The 20,972-nt window shown below is 57.8% G+C and carries 23 protein-coding genes; 5 read left to right on the top strand and 18 right to left on the bottom strand.

Annotated features, from left to right (window positions below; genetic code table 11):
* Positions 1-9: 9 nt before the first annotated feature.
* The 3 genes from AC0L2R_RS23980 to AC0L2R_RS23970 all read right to left on the bottom strand — a co-directional run bounded on the left by AC0L2R_RS23980 (position 10) and on the right by AC0L2R_RS23970 (position 1,748).
* A complete protein-coding gene (locus tag AC0L2R_RS23980; protein WP_473511949.1) occupies positions 10-222 on the bottom strand; it encodes a DUF2158 domain-containing protein in 213 nt (70 codons plus the stop codon).
* Between the two features lie 850 nt (positions 223-1,072).
* Positions 1,073-1,390 carry a hypothetical protein gene (locus AC0L2R_RS23975; RefSeq protein ID WP_473511947.1) on the bottom strand — a complete coding sequence of 106 codons (318 nt, stop codon included), beginning with the start codon at positions 1,388-1,390 and terminating at the stop codon, positions 1,073-1,075.
* Between the two features lie 34 nt (positions 1,391-1,424).
* Positions 1,425-1,748, bottom strand: a complete 324-nt coding sequence (locus AC0L2R_RS23970) for a hypothetical protein (protein ID WP_473511946.1) — start codon at positions 1,746-1,748, stop codon at positions 1,425-1,427.
* A gap of 293 nt (positions 1,749-2,041) precedes the next feature.
* On the opposite strand from AC0L2R_RS23970, the gene AC0L2R_RS23965 reads away from it, so the two are divergent.
* Together AC0L2R_RS23965 and AC0L2R_RS23960 are read left to right on the top strand one after the other, a co-directional pair.
* The gene (locus tag AC0L2R_RS23965; RefSeq protein ID WP_473511944.1) at positions 2,042-3,106 is read left to right on the top strand and encodes a hypothetical protein; all 1,065 of its coding nucleotides are present in this window, start codon (positions 2,042-2,044) and stop codon (positions 3,104-3,106) included.
* Positions 3,096-3,548: a hypothetical protein gene (locus tag AC0L2R_RS23960; protein ID WP_473511942.1), complete on the top strand. Its 453-nt coding sequence runs from the start codon at positions 3,096-3,098 to the stop codon at positions 3,546-3,548. The genes AC0L2R_RS23965 and AC0L2R_RS23960 overlap by 11 nt, the downstream gene beginning before the upstream one ends.
* A gap of 133 nt (positions 3,549-3,681) precedes the next feature.
* Here AC0L2R_RS23960 and AC0L2R_RS23955 read toward each other — a convergent pair whose 3' ends face one another.
* A complete protein-coding gene (locus AC0L2R_RS23955; protein WP_473511940.1) occupies positions 3,682-4,194 on the bottom strand; it encodes a hypothetical protein in 513 nt (170 codons plus the stop codon).
* Between the two features lie 320 nt (positions 4,195-4,514).
* Between AC0L2R_RS23955 and AC0L2R_RS23950 the strand changes: the two genes are divergently transcribed.
* The 3 genes from AC0L2R_RS23950 to AC0L2R_RS23940 are packed head-to-tail and all read left to right on the top strand — an operon-like array spanning position 4,515 to position 6,857.
* Positions 4,515-5,045, top strand: a complete 531-nt coding sequence (locus AC0L2R_RS23950; protein WP_473511939.1) for a hypothetical protein — start codon at positions 4,515-4,517, stop codon at positions 5,043-5,045.
* Positions 5,046-5,064: 19 nt separating this feature from the next.
* Positions 5,065-5,421, top strand: coding sequence for an abortive infection family protein (locus tag AC0L2R_RS23945; RefSeq protein WP_473511937.1), 357 nt, complete (start codon positions 5,065-5,067; stop codon positions 5,419-5,421).
* Positions 5,418-6,857 carry a Shedu immune nuclease family protein gene (locus tag AC0L2R_RS23940; protein ID WP_473511936.1) on the top strand — a complete coding sequence of 480 codons (1,440 nt, stop codon included), beginning with the start codon at positions 5,418-5,420 and terminating at the stop codon, positions 6,855-6,857. The genes AC0L2R_RS23945 and AC0L2R_RS23940 overlap by 4 nt, the downstream gene beginning before the upstream one ends.
* 290 nt (positions 6,858-7,147) lie before the next feature.
* Here AC0L2R_RS23940 and AC0L2R_RS23935 read toward each other — a convergent pair whose 3' ends face one another.
* The 14 genes from AC0L2R_RS23935 to AC0L2R_RS23870 all read right to left on the bottom strand — a co-directional run bounded on the left by AC0L2R_RS23935 (position 7,148) and on the right by AC0L2R_RS23870 (position 20,964).
* Complete coding sequence (locus AC0L2R_RS23935) at positions 7,148-9,523, bottom strand: DNA methyltransferase family protein (protein WP_473511934.1); 2,376 nt, start codon at positions 9,521-9,523, stop codon at positions 7,148-7,150.
* The gene (locus AC0L2R_RS23930; protein ID WP_473511933.1) at positions 9,504-9,953 is read right to left on the bottom strand and encodes a hypothetical protein; all 450 of its coding nucleotides are present in this window, start codon (positions 9,951-9,953) and stop codon (positions 9,504-9,506) included. The genes AC0L2R_RS23935 and AC0L2R_RS23930 overlap by 20 nt, the downstream gene beginning before the upstream one ends.
* A gap of 186 nt (positions 9,954-10,139) precedes the next feature.
* A complete protein-coding gene (locus AC0L2R_RS23925; protein WP_473511931.1) occupies positions 10,140-10,280 on the bottom strand; it encodes a hypothetical protein in 141 nt (46 codons plus the stop codon).
* 378 nt (positions 10,281-10,658) lie between these two features.
* Positions 10,659-11,141 (bottom strand): hypothetical protein, encoded by a 483-nt coding sequence (locus AC0L2R_RS23920; protein ID WP_473511929.1) that lies wholly within the window; start codon positions 11,139-11,141, stop codon positions 10,659-10,661.
* 4 nt (positions 11,142-11,145) lie between these two features.
* Positions 11,146-13,050, bottom strand: a complete 1,905-nt coding sequence (locus AC0L2R_RS23915) for an ABC transporter ATP-binding protein (RefSeq protein WP_473511928.1) — start codon at positions 13,048-13,050, stop codon at positions 11,146-11,148.
* On the bottom strand, positions 13,050-14,912 hold the full coding sequence (locus AC0L2R_RS23910) for an ABC transporter ATP-binding protein (protein WP_473511926.1): 1,863 nt from the start codon (positions 14,910-14,912) through the stop codon (positions 13,050-13,052). Before AC0L2R_RS23910 ends, AC0L2R_RS23915 begins: the two co-directional genes overlap by 1 nt.
* A 93-nt stretch (positions 14,913-15,005) precedes the next feature.
* Entirely contained in the window at positions 15,006-15,890 is an 885-nt protein-coding gene (locus AC0L2R_RS23905; RefSeq protein WP_473511925.1) for an SIR2 family NAD-dependent protein deacylase, read from the bottom strand.
* 38 nt (positions 15,891-15,928) lie between these two features.
* Positions 15,929-16,141: a putative nitrogen fixation protein NifT gene (nifT, locus tag AC0L2R_RS23900; RefSeq protein WP_040594248.1), complete on the bottom strand. Its 213-nt coding sequence runs from the start codon at positions 16,139-16,141 to the stop codon at positions 15,929-15,931.
* Positions 16,138-16,458: a nitrogen fixation protein NifZ gene (locus AC0L2R_RS23895; protein ID WP_473511923.1), complete on the bottom strand. Its 321-nt coding sequence runs from the start codon at positions 16,456-16,458 to the stop codon at positions 16,138-16,140. The genes nifT and AC0L2R_RS23895 overlap by 4 nt, the downstream gene beginning before the upstream one ends.
* Positions 16,459-16,547: 89 nt before the next feature.
* Positions 16,548-16,742, bottom strand: a complete 195-nt coding sequence (locus AC0L2R_RS23890; RefSeq protein WP_008878193.1) for a 4Fe-4S dicluster domain-containing protein — start codon at positions 16,740-16,742, stop codon at positions 16,548-16,550.
* Between the two features lie 31 nt (positions 16,743-16,773).
* On the bottom strand, positions 16,774-18,255 hold the full coding sequence (nifB, locus tag AC0L2R_RS23885; protein WP_473511921.1) for a nitrogenase cofactor biosynthesis protein NifB: 1,482 nt from the start codon (positions 18,253-18,255) through the stop codon (positions 16,774-16,776).
* 186 nt (positions 18,256-18,441) lie between these two features.
* The gene (locus AC0L2R_RS23880; RefSeq protein ID WP_473511919.1) at positions 18,442-18,570 is read right to left on the bottom strand and encodes a hypothetical protein; all 129 of its coding nucleotides are present in this window, start codon (positions 18,568-18,570) and stop codon (positions 18,442-18,444) included.
* A 183-nt stretch (positions 18,571-18,753) separates the two neighbouring features.
* Complete coding sequence (gene nifA, locus AC0L2R_RS23875) at positions 18,754-20,433, bottom strand: nif-specific transcriptional activator NifA (protein ID WP_473511918.1); 1,680 nt, start codon at positions 20,431-20,433, stop codon at positions 18,754-18,756.
* Between the two features lie 231 nt (positions 20,434-20,664).
* Complete coding sequence (locus tag AC0L2R_RS23870; RefSeq protein WP_473511916.1) at positions 20,665-20,964, bottom strand: ferredoxin family protein; 300 nt, start codon at positions 20,962-20,964, stop codon at positions 20,665-20,667.
* Between the last annotated feature and the right edge of the window lie 8 nt (positions 20,965-20,972).

The raw sequence follows: 20,972 nt of genomic DNA, 5'->3' as shown, positions 1-20,972 counted from the left end.
AGGCCCGAGCTATACGCGCGTCGAACTGCCAGCCAAAACCGATGCTGCTGGCTCTTCGAATTTCTTCAATGCGACGAATGCGAATGTTTCCTGATGCCTTCTAAGCCCATCAAACCATTCGCAAATGGCCTCACCAAGCATACCCTTGCCAGTATAAATCATCTTCTTTCCACCTGTTCGGTGGACTACTTCGTCGCCAACAGTGAAATCGTCCTCAGTCATTTCCGCCTCCATGCGTCCGAATCGCGAACTTCAGCGTGCGCTCACGCCGCGCCCCTCGCCATCGGATATGATGGACGTCCCGCAATTTACAGGGCGGGGCAGGAGGCACTGTCATCTGTGACGCTTGTGATAGGGTCGATATTTCCCGACCGGTTTTGAACTGCCTAAACGTTCTCACCTCTTCGCCTTGGCCAACTCCGCCGTAATGTAGGCGGCAGACTCCTCAGTCGCTCGTCGCGTTTGTTACCGCAGTCGTGCCATTTCTTCTGGCGCGATGGCGGTGGACGCTGGGCCAGGCACCGCAGTTGGCGGAGTCCCCGTCGTTGCAACGGCCGGGCTGATGTTCACGATCTCGCTGCAGGACGGGAAGCGGCTGCATCCCCAGAACTGGCGGCCGGCAAATCTTCCTTGATGAGCCATTCGCAGCTTCATTCCCGCAGAGCACTTTGGACACCGCAGCCAGGCGCCTTGTTGAGCGACAGACTGCACCCCTAATTTCGAAACCTCGTCCATCTTCGAAGGCGCGGGCGGCGCTTCGGTGGGCGACGGCAAGTGCAGCGGCCTCCATTCCTCAATTGGGTCTGCTGTGCCGCCCCATTTCGATCTCAGGGCGTTCCACGTAACACCGGCCGCCACACCTAGCGCGATCGTGGCAGGCATGACCCAATTGCCGTGGTCTAGCCCTCCCACGCCACCATGCCAGGAGCATGCGCCGCGGCGGCCAATCGACATCGAATGCCAACCATCGCTGCACGCCCGAACACCCACGAAGGGAGACAGGCCAATCCTTGAGACTATGAACGTGGGGAAACCCACCGCGAAAGGATTCGCTACGATCGCCTTCATGGCGTCATTGGGGCAGGTTGCAGTAAGCGATACTGTTCTCGCCACTATAGGGAGACTTGATCTGAAGCGTCCACTGGCGACCTTCAAAATGGCGACCCAACGAGTTCATCTTCGCAGCCATCGCTTCGCACGCCTGGTGAGCGCTCGAACTGTCCATATCCAAATAGGCCGTTACCGTCCCGCCCCATCCCGAAACGTCACAAGGTTGAGTTGAAAATCCGGTGGAATCGACAATCTTGCAAAGCAAATAGGCACTATCGACTGCGTCGGCTGAAACCACGGAAGGAACAAGCACCGCAAAGGCGGCTAGCATCCATTTCATTTGACCCCCCAATGTCGCCAGCTATGGCTACAGCTTACCACTCTTCGCCTTTCAACAAAATTCTGCCGTGCGATTGTTCGACACAATGAACTTCATTATTTCGCGCGATCGGACGTTCCGCCATTTGAGCGGCGGCATCGAGGCTCACCCGAAGCTCCGCGGCGGCAAGCATGACGAAGTGAACCAAGCTGCCGGGACCACTTTCGAAGTTGATATCGCAGATATTCTCAGCGACATTCATCTCGGCGGCCGTTTCAATGTTCGCGTTGTCAATTGTACGCGCATCGGAAATGCTAACGCTGCCTGGCCAGATGCCCAGAATCGACAACAACAAGGCTCCAGAGCGTACGGATTTCATTGCGCTGCTCCCCCAACACGCAGCTTTGCCCGGTTCGTGAAGAGCGTCAATCCATGTCGCGCGCGTGTAGCGTGGATTCGCCGAGTGTCGCAGGAAACGTTTGGAAAGCAACGCGTGAACAAGGGGCGAACGCGCTGCTACCATTTTGCTACCCAACTGGGTAGCACTGGGGATAACAGCCCGGGACGAAAGCCTTTTCTTTTTTGAGGAAGCCTTGGCAGCAAAGGGCTACAGGCGACTGGCGGGGGTATAGCGGTACGACTGTAAGCGAATTTCAAGACCGTTCGTTCAGGATGGGCCTAGACAAGGATATCATCGTTGACGAGAAAGTCGCCGAGTCGACCGCAAAGGAAACCGGAACCGTCATCGAGATTTCCGGCATTAAGTCGGTGAAGTTTCCGGACAAGCGGCTCGAAACCATCAGCCGCGTGGTGGTGGAGCGGCTTCTTCCCTACTTTGTTGACAAAGATTGCGCCTGCCCTTCCGTCGTCCGCGAGGCGAAGGACGCCTCCGGCACGCTGTCGCTCAACGACTATCTGGGCAAGGACAGCAGCCAGATTGTCGAAATGAAGGTTGAGAACGGGACGTTCTCGCTCAAGGCGAATGACGAAGAAAAGACGTTCCATGTTCGCGTCTTCAAGTTCTATTCACCGAGGGTGGCCAAGAGCAAAGTCAGCCTTGTCGCGCATCGCCGCGAGGTGACTGACAACCCGCTGCAATCCCAGATTCCCGAGTTCGGCGAAGAATTCTACGAGCCGGGTCCGGACGGGGACGTATCCAAAGGCCGAAACTTCGTCATCAAAGCCTATGTGTTCGGAGACTACCTCAACGACAACGTGTCGCTGGAACGGGGCGAGTTTCGGTTCCAGACCGATGCGGATCTGCTCAGTGGGATTTCGCAGAACGATATTGAGCAGAAGGCCGCTGAGATAGCCCGGTCCGCCGTCGGGTCGGAGATTGCAGAGCGAAAGCGCCCAAGGAGGCGCGCATCGCGGACTATGTTTCGTCTGATGCGCCCTGGGCACCGCACGCTCGCGGAACAAAATAGATTTCACCGCATTGCCCATGCGCCCATCCAATCAGGATATCGAATTGCACCTTCAAAAGAAGAAATACGAGAAAGAGATTGCTATGCGGAGCCAGGTTGCTGCGGTGCTGAAATCCGACAATCCCAGCGAGCTAAGCGAGAAAATCACGCAGCTGATGGAAAGCATTTCGGAGACGAGCAAGGACGATCTCATCCACTATGTCTCGATGCGCAAATGCGTGCTCGACCTGTTTTCCAAGTCGTTGGAGATAGACGGCGATGGCAAACACAAATCGGAAGGAGATGTCCAGGACATCATCATGCGGCGTAAGAAGGACTCGGAAGACCTCGACTACGATGCGCACAATCTCTGGATTCTCGACGAGCTTGAATTATCGTATGTGTCGTCGGACAAGCCGCTGAACAAAGCGAACAGTGACCGTACGGACATAACTGTGTTCAACAGGCGCGTCGCGTTTCGCGGCGAAAACCAGGCCAGCAATGCCATCACCATCTTCGAGTTCAAAAAGCCGCAGAGGGACAATTTTGCGGATCCGTCCTCGAAGGAAGACCCGGTCCAACAGATTGTTCGCTACGTGAATCAGATCAGAGAGGGGAAGTTCAAGACGCCAAGCGGGCGCGACATTCTCGTGAACGACACCACGCCGTTTTACGGATGTGTGGTGTGCGACCTCACCGCCAAGGTTAGGAAATGGCTTCACACTGAAAAGGAATTCACACCCATGCCGGACGGCATGGGATGGTTCCGCTGATTCGGAAATAACAACCTCTACATGGAGGTCATCAGCTGGACGAAGCTTCTTCGGGATGCGGAAATGCGAAACAAGATATTCTTCAGCAAGCTGGGACTATAGCTATACCACCAGCAGAGACGTTGAGGAACGATTAGACACTGAAGAAGCTGCAGGGCATGTCGGGCCCTAGGAAGGACAACGGATCTTTCGGCCCCAGCACATACTCGGGCCACTCCGAAGCGATGCTGTCCGCATCGGGCGCGACCGGGTTGCGCGAGCGGCTGACATGTGTGCGTGCTCGTTCGAGCAGCTCTTCGACTATCGCGATAATGGCAGCTGAGCCCAGAACGGCGGGGATCGTCAAGCGCAGAGAGTCCTCGAAATTGTCGAGGCAGATATGGACGACTTTCGGATGGAGCCTGCGCGTGGTCTCGAGAAGCCTGCCATAGTCAAACTTTCGCCCGTCATGCGCCATCAGCGCGAAGTTGTAGAGATGGCCGGGCTTGCATTCGGGCTGATTGGTCCGCGCGGCCCAAGGCCGTGTCAACACTTCCACAGTGATGCCGGCCACCGGCGACTTATCGACATGGCCGATACGTGCCCATTTGCCAGGCTCGATCTCACCCCACGGCAAGGGGTCAAGCGCGATGAAGTGCATGGTCACCGGATCGTCCGCTTGCGGCAGAACCGGAACGGCATCGTTGTAGCTGGTGCAGAAAGCCAGAAGCCCTTGTCAACGTCGCGCAGGAACTGGAGGAGCCTCGGATAGTCGTCTGCATGCCCGACCCGGAAATGGGCGCCTCAATGTCGGCCGAAGAGATCCACCTCGTAACTTCCTGAAAGCCGACCTTGCCGCCGATCCCGCTGTACGTGCAAAAGGGGACGTTGCCAGTTTTCAAATTCATACTCTCGCCAAAGCCCCTAATCCTCATCGCAAGTTGGGCATCTATAAGTCTTCGCGCTGAACTGGTGTAGAATTCGTGCGTGCGAATCGACCTTCCAAAGCAATCCGTTGATGCGCTCGCGGAGATCATCTCTGGCGACTCGGCAAGTGGCTATGCGTCATCGATTGGCCTGTATCGTCAGGGCTGGCGGCTGGAAGGCTTGTTCAAACGCTTCGGTGTACCCTTCGACGTGAAAGCCGAGAGCAGGGTGACGGCCACCAAGACAGCGATCCGTTGGGCCATTTTCATCGACACTGGCAACGGAGAGGTGCTCAAGCGGATCATCGAAAGCGCCGCAGATCCCCGCGACTTCATCAAGGAGCCGGAGCGGCACGCTGCCGAAGTCGATTACCTCAACGAGCACCTTTTCTACGACGGCTTGAAGCTCGAGTCGGCGGGCCGCACTATGCGACTGGTCGAGGTTCTTGTGACCGCGCCGGTGACCGGCGAGCTGTCGGACATGGCCGCCGAGTATCGACTTCGAAACCGTGAGCCGGGATCTAGATCGAGCTCTACGTGCGGCCGCCGACGACCCGGAGATCGCGGTCACTGCAGCCTGCGCTGTTGTTGAGAGCGTGTGCCGGTCCATCTTGGTCGAGTTGGAGATCTACTTCCCTGCGAAGCAGGACATCACGAGCCTTTACCGGGCGGTGCGGGATCCACTGGGGCTCAACCCTACAAGAGAACGTGCGGCGCCCGAGATCGTGAACGACGTGAAGGCTGTGCTCTCAGGTTTAGTGACGTCCGTCGAGAGCATCGGCTCGCTGCGTACACACGTCGGTGGCGCCCATGGCAAAGAGAAGGGCTTCCGTCGTATCGACGCCCGCATCGCCAAGGTGGCCATCCACTCGGCATCAGCGATAGCACTCTTAATCATCAAGATATGGCAGATAAGACATCCCTGTCAAAAGCTGCCCCTGCAAGAAAAGCCGAAGGAACCGTCATGAGTATCGGACCCATCATCCCGAAGCTGAGTCCGGATCGAGCGGACGAGGGCCTTCGCATCGCGTACCATCCGCTCGACTTTGGTGATTACAGACTTGAGCTGCAGCTGACGGGCGACGGATTGGAGAGGGCAATGAAGGCGAACTCGGACTTCGAGGTGCCGACTGAGCCGATTATCCTCGCTCGGTACAAGAAGTCGACTAGGACTCTGACGACTTATCCGGTCGGCACCACCTTCGGCGCCTATTTCTTGGAGCCCAAGTACCTACACCTCAAGACCCTCATTTTGGAGGGTGTGGTCTCACCGATGGTAGCGATGGAGGATGGGGACTACCTCTACTACGAGGAGCTGCCCAACGGCATCATCCGCGAGCCACTCGCGGGCTTCGGGCTGGCTTTTGATATGCGGTTCATCGTCGAGTCAGCCGAGCGGCAGTCCGGCGTAACGACGTTGCGGTTTTCGGAAGACAAAGGCGTGTCGCGCAAGGGCGACACGCTTTCGATGTCGTACTCACTCTTCAAAAGATTGCGCCGCGACATTAACCGCACCCACAGGCGGTCCCTCGACTTGGCGAACAAGGCCAAGCGTGAATACCTAGACGCCACGCTCAACCTGATGCTCGATCCGGAGTTCGAGCTGCCGATCGGCGACGGGACTGCGAAGCCGGTGGCTGACATCCTTGCCGAGACGCTGATCGGCAGATCTCGATCGGTGGAAGCAGAGGCAAAGGCTGCGGCCCGCACCGTGAAGAAGTCGGTCAAGACGCTCGCGGAGAAAGAACCGGCTGAGCTCCTGGACCTACGTCGCGAGATCGAATTGGTATCCCTTGAGGAGCTGATTGAGCTGTTCGAGAAGAAGCTAGGTCAGGCGGGTCTACAAGAGCGTCATTGGCAGGAATTCTTTAACGGCAATGCTTTCGTCCTGCAGTTAGCTTTCAACTTACCGGCTTTGGCCTTCGGCGACCAAGTCGCGGTTGGAGGCACCAAGTTCGACGGTTCCGGCGGCAAGCTGGCTGATTACGCGATCAAGCTCGGTCTGTTCGGCAACTTGGCGTTGATCGAGATCAAGACGCCGAAGACAACGTTGCTGGAGAGAAAAACGTATCGAGGCGGTGTGCACGCGCCGTCGCAGGAGTTAGTGGGCGCCGTCACCCAGATACTCGACCAGCGCCATCAACTGCAGAACGAGATTAATAACAAGAAGGTCGCGTCGAAGGCATACGATGTCTTCACCTACGCCGTGCCCTGCATCGTGATCGCCGGCTGCGAACCCGCCACGGACGACGAGAAGAAAAGCTTCGAGCTTTATCGGAACAACCTGCGCGACGTAATCGTCATCACATTCCATGAGCTACTGGCCAAGTTGAAGGCGCTGCACGCGTCCCTGAGCAAGCCACCGAGTACGGTTGCCCCTGCAACGGACACGTTGACGCGATAGCGTCAGGATCGGCTTCGCCAACGCTCGGCCTGGTGTTGGTTGGGGATAACCAACGACCGCCTATGGTCATGTCACTACGATGCCCACACCGACCTGAATGTCTTCAACAAAAGAGCTGCATCTGGAAGCTGCCAGTCCGCTAACGGCCCCTAAACTGCCTGTCGGCAATGCGCCTATGTGCCATTGAGCCCGAACTTGCCTTAGCCAATAAGCAGGACATAAAGGCGGTGCCAGTCAATCAATCCGAGCTGGGCATGGGCTGGCTATTCGCCGCGGAACGCGAGGTGATATCAGATAAGTTCGAATTGCAGTTGATCTTCGATGGCGGGCGCGGTGACTTCAAATCCGAGCGGCCTGTTGCAGATGACGGGTTCGGCAGCTAATTCAGCGCGAAGGCTGTCCAGGTGTGGCAATCCCAAAACCTTGGAGAAAGCCTCATCCACCGCCTTTCGGACCGGATCATCCGCCATATTGGGGATAGTTCTTAGATCCATTGAGGCGAGTTTTTCGTAAGAACCGGCCAGCTGTGCGAGTTGTCGCTCGGAAAGAGCCCTTACATCCAAAATTGGAAGGTTCTCAATAGTGGGTTTTTTGAACTGTACCCACGAGCCTTCCGTCGGAACTCGATGTGCTACCAAGGTGAGAAGCCCAAGTGTTGAGTTGAGCCACATCGCAATGACCTTCTCAGCACGCTCATCTTCACTGTGTAACCTAACTGGCCACCAGACATTCGACAGCCCGCGCTCAGGTAGGCGCACAGCCAACGCCCTTTGAGTATTCAGTCTGGAACGCTCGGCTATCATCACAGTGCCAGCGCGAGGCCACAGAAGGCCGATATCGCGCGCTGGTCTTCCTTTGGCAGGGGAGATACGCGGCGCGAGCCACTTGTTGGGCAGGGTTTCAATTGTGCGGATCAATTCGCCGCTGTGGCCAATGAGTGCCGGAAATGATGTGTGAGAGTTAGAAACAGTAAAGCCATCGGCAATATCACGGCGATCTGGGCCGAGAGAGGCCATTTTCCTAAGGGCTTGCATTGGAACCTCAACCGACTCATTCCGACCCGGTCGATAAAAATAGCCCTGCCGAAGCATCCATGCTGTCCGGACGAGATTTGTTTGAGCGAATGAACATCCTATCCACGGACCTTGCCGTACATCGCCCCATGGGATTTCAAGAGTCTCGCCGTATTTCTGAGCCCCAATGATAATTTCAGACAAGCCGTGGACCGGCTTCGCCGATGTGCCGACAGGCGCTGGCGCTCCACGCAATATTTCCTCGCCCAAGGCGAGAGCATGAGCGCTGTTCTTTGGATTCTGCCACAAATTGATAAAATGAGTTGTGTGGCCTCCCATCATCTGGTCGGATTCCGACTGCCCATTTCGCTTGCGCGCAATCAGCAGTATCTCGCTCAAGTCGGTATTTTCCGAAAAATTCCACCTAGTAGGGTCATGGCTTGCCACGACTGTTTCAAGCACATAGCCGTGTCGGAACAAATCGCGCGTCTTTTCCCATGCGACGCCAGTTGCTAGGGCCGCAGGCAGGACTAAGGCGATCCTTCCGCCATCTTTCAGGTGTTTGTCGGCGACGGCCGTGAAAACACTGCCCAGGCCGGCTGTGGACGATGCAGCCAGTTTGGAGGTCTTGACGCGCCGCGCCAGTTCTCCCTGCATTTCGCCACGTTCGTCCGGGAGTGATCCGAAAAGCAAATTCCCACCAACGCTGCGAACGAACGGCGGGTTCATTACGCATAAATCCAATGACGGCAGCGGTGCCGAAGATTGGTAGGTTTCCTTGCCAACTTGCTCAGCACCACCACCGCTCGTCATGAGGTCGAGTTGGGTTCGGATTGTGTCTGCCGAGATGTAGTCGATGCTTCCAAGGTAGACCTGACCCGTTTGCATTCTGCCCATTGGAAGGGAGTATAGATGCATGTTGCGAAAACAAGTTTCTGGAGCGAGCATCGCCAGCGTCGATGCGGTTAAGTGGACGGCGGACGGCAATACGTCATAGCCATACAACATTTCTTCGATAATCAGCTTATGTAGATCTCGAAGCGATTCATCGTTAACTTGCTCATCCTTGCTCATTCTAAACTTGATGAAATTGTCGGTGAGCGCTTGGCTAGCTGCCATTAACAGCGTGCCGGTGCCACAGGCCAAGTCCGCGATGCGAAATCGCCTCAAGGTCTGCGGGTCAGACCAGTCTTTGTCGTGCCATCTGTCTATGCTCAACGTTAATTTCAGCAGAAGAGTAGCGGCAGGAACCGACGTGTAATAGGTTCCCAGATATTTTGCTTCAAGCAGCAAGAGATGATAGATTCGACCCATCAAGTCGTGCCGCAACGCTGCCTTTTTAGATACAATTTCAAGCGCGCGATTTGCCAAGTGTCTTATGGCGGCGTCGCTGTCTTGATTTGACGGCATGGACAGCAGAATTTCACGCGCCACTTTAAAAATTGGCACGTAGTTGATTTCACTGATTATCATCTCCCAGTGCTGTGCCGTATCGCCTATGAAGTCACGCCTTTGCAGGAATGCCCTGATTGGCAAAACCTTCTCCTCAAGGGCGGACAGTTGCTCCTGAAATATGAACGCGTTGGCCAGCATCAATGCCGAGAGCTTTGCGGTTGTCTCGCGTCGACGATACTCAAATTGTAGTTTCGGCATGCCCCTTGGTCCCTATCCCGAGCAACTTAATCAAGCGGTCGCACGTCGCACCGCTATCGAGTAGAGCACTAGATACCTCAGCTAGCCCAACGTTCAGGGTATCGACTGCCTGTTGCAGCACGTCGTCGCGCACGATCACATCGTGCGCGCGTCGCAACTCGGCAAGAATTTCATTGACGCTCCCATGATGCCACGTTGCGTTGTCAGCATCTGTGAGTACCGAAAATTTGAGGGATGCAGAGCCAAGCTCTTGGGGCAATCGGCTGAATTGAACAGTGCGTATATACGTGGGATAAACCACCGCGATGGCTAGATGAGCAACGCCTTGATCCACACGACTTTTAGCCTGGGCAAGAACAACAAGGTCGGCGTTCGAGGTGTCGGCTACTTTGCCTTCGACAGCGCAGCGCAGCCCGCGCATTACTGCCATCACATCTGGCCTGGATCGGCCCTTCTGAAGAATTGTCTCAGGATCAGCGTCAACACCGCGTCGCCCCAAGCAGGCTGCGAGAACTGTATTTAGAACCTCTTCCCGATGACGTTCGCCCATAAATATTGTAACCCCGCAATTCAGGTAATAACGCGCCATTTATGATTAAGGTGGAGTTAAGTATGGCTAAGCCACTGATTGATAATCGTTATTCAGCAGGCGGTCTTCCATGTGGGCGTCACCGCTGGCATCGCGCCGTTCTTTTAGTAGCTTTGCCAGTTCGCCGATTGTCATGTCGCACACGGTTGGCTCTTCCGCGCGCAGCATAATTTCAGCAGGTCTTCGCAGTAGGTGCGAATGTCCCGGAATGGTCGTAGGCAATCTTTTCGTCAGAGGTCCGTTCGGCTATCGCATGGCCAGCGTGAAAGCCCAGAGGATGGCGCGAAGCCAGGAGCTGTTGGCGACGGTCGAGGCGTCGATCCGGGTGCCATGGTCAAAGCTCCCGGAAACCTGAACCGATTTCTTGCTGAGAGCGGCACCTCAAATGAAAGCCGCTCCCTGAATTGGATACGGTCAAGGACGGACTTCATCCGGCCGGACAGTGCCGAGATCGAACTGGCCGTTACTGCCGCGACGAGGCCGCGCAGGTCCTTGAGAGGCTCAAGCGCCTCGGCGATCGCTTCCCGGACGATCGATACGTGTGGATCACAAGCCAATCCTCGGCGTGCTTCGCCGCGTCCCGAAGCGTTTTTGCCAGATCGCCAAGCGGAGCGACCTTCTCCAACGCTTCTTCCAGCGAGCCGAGCCGGCCCTCCAGGCTGGCTGCTGGACGCTTCGACGAACAGGGTCGTTCGACCGCCCGTCGAGGCCCGTCAGGAGCTTGACGGCCTCGTAAATCGAGTGGCTCTTCTCGCCGAAACCGACCCGCGCCAGCCGCGCCGGCGTCAGCAACCCGGTTTCGAGGAGTTGCGGTACCGTCCCGAGGGCGGAGTCCATCCTGCTTTCAAACTGCGGATCGCACACCGGGGGAGCTGTCAACCACCCGAACGCCTCGGCTGTATTCCCGTCATCATCCTGAAAGAGAAGGCGTACCCACGCTTCCGCCGTACCGGACAGCTTGAGGGCGTTCGGAGGATAGGCGACCGTCGGCCGCCAGTCGCCGATCTGTACACCGGAGTCGTTGATCACAGCATCAGGTACGAGAGGCGGCTTGTCCGGTCGGATCGGCTTCCTCTTCGGGAATGTCGTCGAATGACGAGTAGTTCAGATTGTAGAGTTTGGAATAGAGCCCGCCCATAGCCATCAGTTTGTCATGGTTGCCGGTCTCAATAACCTGGCCGTTCTGAAGCACGATGATGCGATCGGCACCACGGATTGTGGCGAGACGGTGGGCGATGACAAGCCCGGTGCGGCCTTCCAGGAGTTTTCTGAGAGCTTTCTGGATGAGCATTTCCGTGTAGCTGTCGATGTTGGCGGTGGCCTCGTCAAGAACAAGGATCTTGGCGTCGGCGACGAGAGCGCGGGCGAAACTGACAAGCTGGCGCTGGCCGAGAGAAAGGTTGCCGCCGCGTTCGCCGAGTTGGGTTTCATACCTGTCGGGAAGGCTCATGATGAAGTCGTGGGCTCCGACCACCTTGGCAGCCTCGATCACCTTCTCGCGCGTGACTTCCGTCTTGCGGTAGCGGATGTTCTCGAAAACCGTCCCGGTGAACAGAAACGGCTCCTGCAGCACCATGGCGATCTGGTTGCCGAGCGATTCCTGTGTGAGATCGCGCACATCATGTCCGCCGACCAGCACTTGGCCTTGCTGAGCATCATAGAAGCGATGGACGAGGGCCATCGCGCTCGATTTGCCAGAGCCGGTCGGCCCGACCAAGGCGACCGTTTCGCCCGGCTTGACCCCAAAGGAGACGTTTTTCAGCACCGGCTGTTTGGGATCGTACCCGAACGTGACGCTCCTGAACTCGACCGAGCCGTCCATTTCGGGCGCAAGGATCCTGGCATCCGGTTTGTCCTGGATCTCGATCCTGACGTCGAGCACATCGGTCAGGCGCTTGCCGGAGGCCATTGCGCGCTGCATGATGGAATATTGCAGAGTTAGTGAGCGAATTGGGTCAAAGAAGCGTTGGATATAGAATATGTAGGCAACCAATACGCCCAAATCGACGCGGCCATTCATGATCATGGAGCCGCCGACCACAATGACGACAGCCATGGCGAGGCCGGTGAGGCCATCGACGATCGGGACCATGACCTGTGCATATTTGGCAGCGGTCAGGTGGGTCGTGAGGTCGGCATGTGCCTTGTCGTCATACAATACGAAGTTGACGTACTGGCGGTCCATGGACTGGACGGTTCGGACGCCTTGAATCGCTTCGGCCAATGCGCCGTTGACGACTGAATTGGTCTCTTGTGCAGCCATGAAGGCCTCGCGGGCACGCGGCAGCCACACGATGCGGATAATCAACAGGGCCGGCAAGACCGAGAGCGTCAGAAAGCCGAGGTTGAAGTTGACCGACAGCATTACGAAGATGATGCCGAAGAGAAGCGCAATGTCGCCTACGGAGTAGATCGAGTTTTCGAGAAATTCGTGGATAGAGTTGACGTCGCCCTGAAGGCGAGACATCAGGCGTCCTACCTCGGTTTTGTCCATGAAGGAGAGCGATACCTTCTGCAGATGGGCAAACATGGCGCGGCGGATGTCGAAGAGGACGTTCTCGGCCATTTTCCCTACCACGGTTTCTTGCGCGTAGGCGGCGCCGAAATTAACCAGAATGGCAAGCGCAAACGCGATGGCGGCCTCAAGCAGGGCGAAGGCATCAGCGCCTGCCGGAGTTATGGCGTGGTCGATCGCGTAGCGGATGATCAGCGGGATGAGAAGCTGCGTGCTAGTGAAAATCAGCAATGCGGCAAGCGAGACGACCGCCATGGCTCGGTAGGGACGAACGAAGGCCCATATGCGGCGAATGATGTTCTTGTCGAAAGCCCGGCCAAAGATCTCCTCCTCGATGCGATGGGACCCGACGACCGCGCGCGGAGGGCGTCTATCGCTATCATTCGGTTCGATTTCGAGTTCGTTGGCGTGCCGCTTGGCCATCAGGGCGCGCCTCCAAACGTGGTCGCAATGTCATCTCCCGGGCGCAACTGAAGATCATAAAGGGCCTTATAGCGTCCTCGCTTGGCCAAAAGCTCTTGATGGGTGCCGCGTTCCACGATCTCGCCGTTGTCGACAAACAGAATCCGGTCGGCGTGCTTGAGTGAACTCAGCCGGTGGGCGATGATGATCGTCACCCTATCCTTGGCGAAACGCCGTATCGCCGAGCGGATGCGCTGCTCTGTGGCGGCGTCGATCGCGGCCGTTGAGTCGTCGAAAACGACGATTGATGGGCGCAACATCATCGTGCGAGCTATGGTGAGACGCTGACGCTGGCCGCCCGAGAGAGAGGCGCCACGTTCGCCGACGACCGTCTTGTAGCCAGCGGGGAGGCCGAGAATGTAATTGTGCAACTGGGCGGATTCGCTAGCGCGCTCGATCGGCTGTTCCTTCGCCCAGGGGTCGCCATAAGCGATGTTGTTCTCGATCGTGGTTGTGAACAGGAATGCATCCTGCTGTACGACCGCGACCACCTTGCGAAGCGATGCGAGGGTGACCCCGCGGATGTCCTGCCCGTCAAGCATGATGGTGCCACCAGTGACGTCGTAAAAGCGGGGGATCAGGTGAGCAATTGTCGACTTGCCAGAACCCGGCGGACCCACGATCGCGATCGTCTCGCCCCTACGGGCGCAGAAGGTAATATTCTTTAGAATGACGCGGTTTCCGGTGCCGGGATATGCAAACGAGACATTGTCGAAACGCAGAGTTCCTTCACCGATCTCGAGCGGTCTTGCACCGGAAGCATCCCCGATCGTGATGTCCTGGTCGAGCAGACTGAAGAGGCGCGAACCGCAAGTGTAAGCGCGGGCAAAGCCGTTGACCATCAGTCCGATTTGGCGGACGGGCATTTGCAGGATCGTCATGAACGTCAGGAACGTCGTGAGCGTTCCAACGCTGATCTGGCCGGCGATGAGTTTGTCGCAACCGACCCAGAGGACCAACCCCATGGCGACAAAGAAGGCGAGGGTCATTGCCGACGTGTTGGGCACGTACACGTCAACCTGCTCGTGCGCGAGTTCGAGCGCGTTTGTGGAGGCGATGTCGAACTTCGCCATCTCATGAGCCTGTGCCGAAAACGCCCGGACAACGCGGATGCCCGCGAGATTTTCCTCCATCACGCGGCCTAGGACGGAAAGCCGCTCCTGCAGGTCGAGCCAGATGGCGCGTAGCTTAAGCTGGGTGACCGACGATCGCCAGGCTACGAAAGGCACGAAGCTCAGCGCGATCAAACCGAGCACCGGGTCGGTTGAGATCATCATGCAGGCGCCTATCCCGATCAGCATGGTGAGCAGAAAGAACCTAACCAGGGCGGTGGAAAAATACATCCGCACGCCGTCGAGATCGAGGATGCCGAGGGTGATCAGGTCGCCTGAATGAACCCGGTCGTGAAAGGAAAAGCTCAGGCGCTGGACCTTGTCGTAACAAGCAAGCCGCAGTTCGTACGCGACGTGGTGCCCGACAGCTTCGGCAAAGTAGTTTTGCGCCATCGTAAAGAGGCCGCGTAGCGCACTCGCGCCGAGCAGCAGGAGAGCAGGAGTCCAGAGGGCTTGTTCTGCAGCCGTCACCGTGACACCACCCCCGATGGCTACCTGGGTCTGGTCGACAGCCCGGCCGAGAATCTGGGGAATGAGCAACTGCAGGATTACGGCTACCATCGTCGAACCGATAGCTAACGCGACCTGCCACGGGTGCCTCAAATTCATGCGCGTAATGCGCAGTAGCGTGCTCAAGCCCCGGCCCCACCCGGCCGCTTTTACATGCGCGGACGATTTGAGAGAGGTCGTGCCAACAGCATCACTGCCCACCGAGTGCCCCCGACTGAATTTTCCGCCTTCGGAAGCGAGCCGGTCGACTCACATCAAAGACGTCCCTCCAACTTGATCCTGGCCACCATCGGCTCAACATGCTGATCCGGCGAGTTGCGCCATGGCTTCGCTCGCTGGTATGTCAATCACCGTGATTCCGCTCGCCGCAAGGAAACGGGCTTCGTTTCTGGTCAGCGTTTGCCCGTCCATTATCGCGTAACGAGGGCCTTCTGAGCGCTTCATGATCTGCCTGGCGTAAGTGCGCAGCATCTGATCATTGAAGCGGCAGCCGACGAAGAAAAAACCCCGGTCGACGCGTCGTTCCTTGACCACGTCAGGGATAGGCGTCTGGATATCGATTTCAGTCAGGGCTTCGACATAGTCGGAATCGGCGATGAGGAAATTTGCGGCCGGCCTAATACTGCCATGTGGCGCATAGAGAACCGTCTTCGTCGCTGCTCCAGCCTCGAGTTCCCTTCCCGACAAGTCGTAAGTTCTGGTCCAAATGTCGCCAACTTCGTTCGCCCGCGTAACGCCTTGTATCTCGACGACGTCGGTTCGGCCGGCCTCTGCCAGCGCCGCGCGCATGGCGCCTTCGTACCAGCTGTCGATGATGAGGGAGAGCGGGAGTTTTGCGAGCCAGGCGTGGAGGATGCTCGGCGCCGCCGGCCCCGCAAATATATCAGTCATCCAAGCTTGAAGTGTGCGGCGATGCCGGCGCTGTTCAATGAACTGCGCGACCGACCACATATTGGTGCGGATCTTCGAGGGGGCTGGCGCCCGCGTGTTGAGTGCCTCGGCAACGGCTTCGGGGGTACACGGCACAGGCGGCTCAGCAGAGCTGAGCCGGAGGAGACCCGGACCGAGATACGGGATCACCTCATCGGAGACTAACGCTCGTCTGGCCAGCTCAAGCAGCTTTCGGGCAAAACTGTCCCGGACGACGACTAGGTGGCCCGAGGTCGGGATCGTGTTCATGCTCGTTTCCTCTTGACGCCTCTCATTGACGGGCGGCATCAGTCCCCGTCGGAAAGCTTCCTTGCCTCGACGGTGATCGGCAGACGCGTATGCGGCGGAAGATCGGGAAGGAGGAGCCGCCAGCCGTTCCTGAGCGTTACGACCCCGCCCCACAGGTCCTGGTTCTCGAACTTGATAATCGGCTCCTCGAGATCCTTTTTGGGGACATACGCCGACAACCCGGCCTCGGTCCTGCGGATCATTACTTTCATGCGGCCGTTCCTTTATTGGCGTTTTCTTCGGCACTGCAGGGAGCGTCGGCGTTGTCGAGGCTCGTCAATTCACGCGCTCGCATGCCGACGACCGTCCCACGGTCGATCCATTCGACCGCGTAGATGAAGAACTGCTGTAGAAACGTGCCAATGTCGCGCACATAACCCTCTTCGCCCTTGAGCACGAGATTTTCGCCGATCTCCCTGCCAGGATAGGTCCCGTCGTTCTTTATGTGACGAGTGGCACGGACCCGCTCTCCCGGCCTAAATTGGGGAGGCCTGCGGATTTCCACCTCCTGTTCGCGTGCGAGCCGCATGGCGGTTCCTTGGTTCTCTGAGGCTAGTGTCATTGATGAGGCGCGCAGGCATTCCCCGGGGCAGCCACTTGTGTGGGTACCCAATGGGCTCAGGCAGGAACGCAGGTCTTCGGCACAGGACACACCGAAGCACATTGCTGCGTGTCGAAAGCTCCCTCGCATTCGGTGCACTTCTGCAGCTCGACCACGTAGCTCTCGCCTTTGAACTTGATCGCACCCGACGGGCATTCGAATTCGCAGGCGCCGCATTGCGTGCATTGGGATGCGATAATCTTGAAGGCCATTTTGACTCCTGGTTCGGGTGAATGAGACGGCTCAGGCGATCGCCGCGAGTGCCGGGACGCCGGACTCGGCGGCATAAATCGCGCCGATTGCCGTTTCGATGTAATCATGGCCGTAAGCGTCGGTTACTCGGATACCGGCGTCCGCGAGCTGATCCTTGGGGCAATTTCCAATCTTAACGCAAAGCACGACGTCTATGCCTTCCAGCGCAGCGATGACGCCGTCGAGAGTGGCGTTCTCGCCCCAACCCCCGAGGCAATACTGCTCAACCTTACGGTGACCGACAAAGTTGATCCCCATCGGCGAGGCTTCGTACACCTGGAATTCCTTGGCATGGCCGAAGTGTTCGTTGACGCGGCCGCCGCCCTTAGTTGCCACCGCGACGAGGAGGGACTTGCCGGAGCTCGCTGTCTTGACCATTCCGATCGCTTCGCTCCTGGCCGCGAGGTGATCACGGCGCTCGTCCGCGACCAGCTCCCGATAGGCTTCGCGCTTGCTGGCATCGTAGGTGAGCTCGCCGGGAATCTGGTCGAGCGTGAATTCTTGGCCACGATCCTCACCCAGCAGGCCGACGGCATCTGCCCGGCACTGCCGGCAGTGGCGCATCAACTTGGCGCCGCCTTCAAGACGATCCTGAAGAGCCTTCATCTCCATTGCATTTGGGCCACGCTGCCCGATCAACCCGTAGTGCGTGCCGTGCGCCGGGTCCGAGATCAGAGGCATGACGTTATGCAGGAACGCGCCGCGCTGCCTGACCCACTTGTTCACCTCAATCAGGTGCTGGTCATTCACTCCGGGGATCATCACCGAATTGATTTTGGTGAGGATGCCGCGTGCGCTGAGCATCTCCAATCCCAGCATCTGCCGCTCGTGCAGAATTCTGGCGGCTTCTATGCCGCCATAGCGGCGGTGATCGTAAAAAATCCAGGGATAGATTTTTGCGCCGATTTCCGGATCGACCATGTTGATCGTGATCGTCACGTGGTCGACATTCATGTCGGCAAGCTCGTCGACGTGGTCGGGCAGCGCGAGCCCATTCGTAGAGACGCAAAGCTTGACGTCGGGGATTTCCCTGACGACGCGTTCGAATGTCGCCTTCGTCTTCTCCCAGTCGTAGCAGGCATCCCCCGGTCCGGCGATCCCAAGGACGGAAAGCTGCGGCACTTCATTGGCGACCGCGATCACCTTGCGTACTGCCTGATCGGGCGTCAGCTTTTCCGAGACAACCCCGGGCCGGCTTTCGTTGGCGCAATCATATTTGCGATTGCAGTAGTTGCATTGGACATTGCAGGCCGGCGCGACGGCGACGTGCATGCGCGCGAAATAGTGGTGCGCCTCTTCTGAAAAGCACGGGTGATCCTTGATCTTGTCCCAGATGGCCGGATCCACATCGTCCGGCCTTGTCGACGACCCGCAGGAGGAAGATGCGCAGCCACCCGACTTCGCGCTCACCAGCAACTGGTCGGAGAACCTCGCGCCGGTCAGGCTCTCAACTGAAATCACCGGTGCGGCCATTGAAGGGCTCCGTTACGGGTTAACGTCGCGGTTCGAAGCGCAAGAGCAATGCCAACTGAAAAGGTGGCGCTAGTTCACGAATTGGCTTTGCGCGTCGGATATCATGGAGTTGCTCCGACATAGCTTTGTCGGACTTCTAACAGGACTATGTTAGAGGTGAGGAAGACGACCCGGCCGGACATCAGTTCAAGATAGAAATCCCGCGTCGACCGCTCGGCCGTGATCGCCCTCGGCACAACTCCCGACCGGTCTTACGACGAGGATGTCGGTCTCGGCGACGGCGAGCTCGTCCGCGGTGAAGTTGCCACTGCTCACTTGGGTCTGCATGGTTCCGATTCAGGAGAGTGGGGTGACTCCTTTCTGCGATCGGCAAGACGTCGGCAAGGGCGGGTGATGAAGGGAGTGTGACAGCATCATACACTCGCGCAGCTTTGGCCCGGGCTCCGACACATTTCGCGTAGCTGGCGCAGTGTTCTCGTTCTCCACGTCATGAGAATGCTAGAATTTCTTCACATCGATACCGTGTCGGCGCAAAGCGTATCCGACCTGTCGCGGCGTGACGCCGAGGACACGGGCGGCCTTGGCCTGAACCCAGCCGACCTTCTCCATCGCGCCGATCAGCCGATCGCGGTCCGTCAGGCGCGGGCCTATTGCAGGGAGAGCGGGATCGTTTGCAGGGTCGGCAGTATGGGGCCGCACGTGATCCTGCGGGGCGCCGAAGCGCCCGGCCGGCATCGGCAATCCGGCGGGCATTATATTGCTTCGAAAGCGCTGGTTGCCGGTATTGCCGCTGAGCGAATGATCAGCTTTTTTCCAGAGGAGCCAAGATAGGCATTGGTTATTGTTGCAGGCAAAATCTGATGGAGCAATTGTCCTTGAGCGCGCTAGCGTGGCCGTCCTTTGCACGCAGTTCTCCAATTCGCGGACGTTACCAGGGAAGTAGCATTGCGAGATAAACTCGAGCGCCGACGGCGCGAAGGCGAGTTCGAGATGGTTCTCCTTGTTGAATCGTTCGAGGAAGGCGTTCGCAAGGCGAGGGATATCCCCCGGTCGCTCTCGGAGCGGAGGCAGGATGATTGGCACCACATTGATGCGATAATAAAGGTCGGCCCTGAAATCCCCGTTTACGACAGCCGACTCGAGATCCCTGTTGGTGGCGCATATAAGTCGCACGTCCACCTGCAGCGTCTTGGTACCGCCAACACGCTCCAGTTCGCCTTCCTGCAAGACGCGTAACAGCTTGGCTTGGAAAGCAGGTGAAATCTCGCCGATTTCGTCGAGTAGCAGCGTTCCCCCGTTTGCCAATTCAAAACGGCCGGCGCGCTGGGAAATTGCCCCTGTGAAGGCGCCTCTTTCATGTCCGAACAGCTCCGACTCCAGAACGCTTTCCGACAGTGCGGCGCAGTTCAACTTGACGAAAGACTTCCTCCGCCGGCGCGAGAGCTTATGTATAGCTTGCGCGAAAAACTCCTTGCCGGTGCCGCTCTCGCCCCTCAGGAGCACGGTGGAATTCGTCCTTGCTACAATGGAGACGGTTTCGAGCACCTGCTTGAGTGCGGGGCTCTCCCCGATGATCCCATCCATCTTGGCGGGTGCATGCGGGACGGGGTCGGTCCGGTCCTCATCGGACGAATTCTCCGCTGTCCAGCTCTCATCGACGCGCCGCTCACGATCCCTAGTCAAGCCGCGATGGAGGCGAATAGTGCGGCCTACGAGGTTGGCCACCATCGTCAGGAAGCAGATGTCCTCATCGTAGCGGGACCCGTTTGCGCTGTCTCTGACGATCGACAACGTCCCAAGGATCCTGTCCTCAGCCTTAACCGGGACGCCGATAAAGGCCATTGGGAGGGAACTGACACCAGGACGTGTTTGAAGCTCGGCCTGAAACAACTCGGACGTACTGAGGTCCGCGATGACGAGCCGCGTGCCCGTAGCGACGATTTGATCTATTGCCGCCTTTGGTATGATGGGGTGAGTGCCTGATGGGCCGCTGCCGGCACTCGCGGCGATCTCCGGCTCACCTTCAGAGTCCAGGACAAAGATTGCTCCATGACGCATTTGCACAAACGACGGGAGAGTGTTCGCGACATTGGCCAGCGTAACCTCCAGCCGGGCGGGAGCCGTCAGCGCCTTCGATACCTCGTAGATTCCCCTGAGCCAGTCATCTGCTTCGAACATCCCATCACTGGCGTCTCGACGTCCTACTCCGTTGACCCGATCATCCGGCCCTATGTGAGCCATGGAAACACCTCAGCGGTTGTGGTCAGGGTGCTCCTCCCAAGCGCCTTTTCATCAGTTCAGGAAGTTCACCCGCTCCGCAGTTTGGCGAGATGGTGCCGGCAAGATTGCGCTTTGTCGCGAGTTCGGGAGTACACAGGTGCACACCCGCCGAAACGGTGCCAAAGCCGATCATCCGAACTTGAAGAGGATGCCGAAGCCACCACGCGGATAATTCCATTCGATCTCGCCGCTGGCCTCGCACAAAACGCGGCAGGTGCCGCACTCCATGCAGCCATCGGCGGTGATTTCAACTTGACCTTTGTCGTTCAACTCATAGCATTTCGCCGGACAGACGCGTGTCAGCGCGAGCAGATTCGCGCTTGGTTGCTTGTGCGGTCGCACCTTTATATGCGGACGGCCGGAGTCCACCAGATAGCGGTTCTGGTAAAGCTTGTCTTCGACACGTAATTCTGTCCCTGGGTTCGTCATGTCGTCAG

This window comes from Mesorhizobium sp. WSM4820 (assembly GCF_055811075.1).
This window is presented reverse-complemented; position numbering and strand designations above follow the sequence as displayed.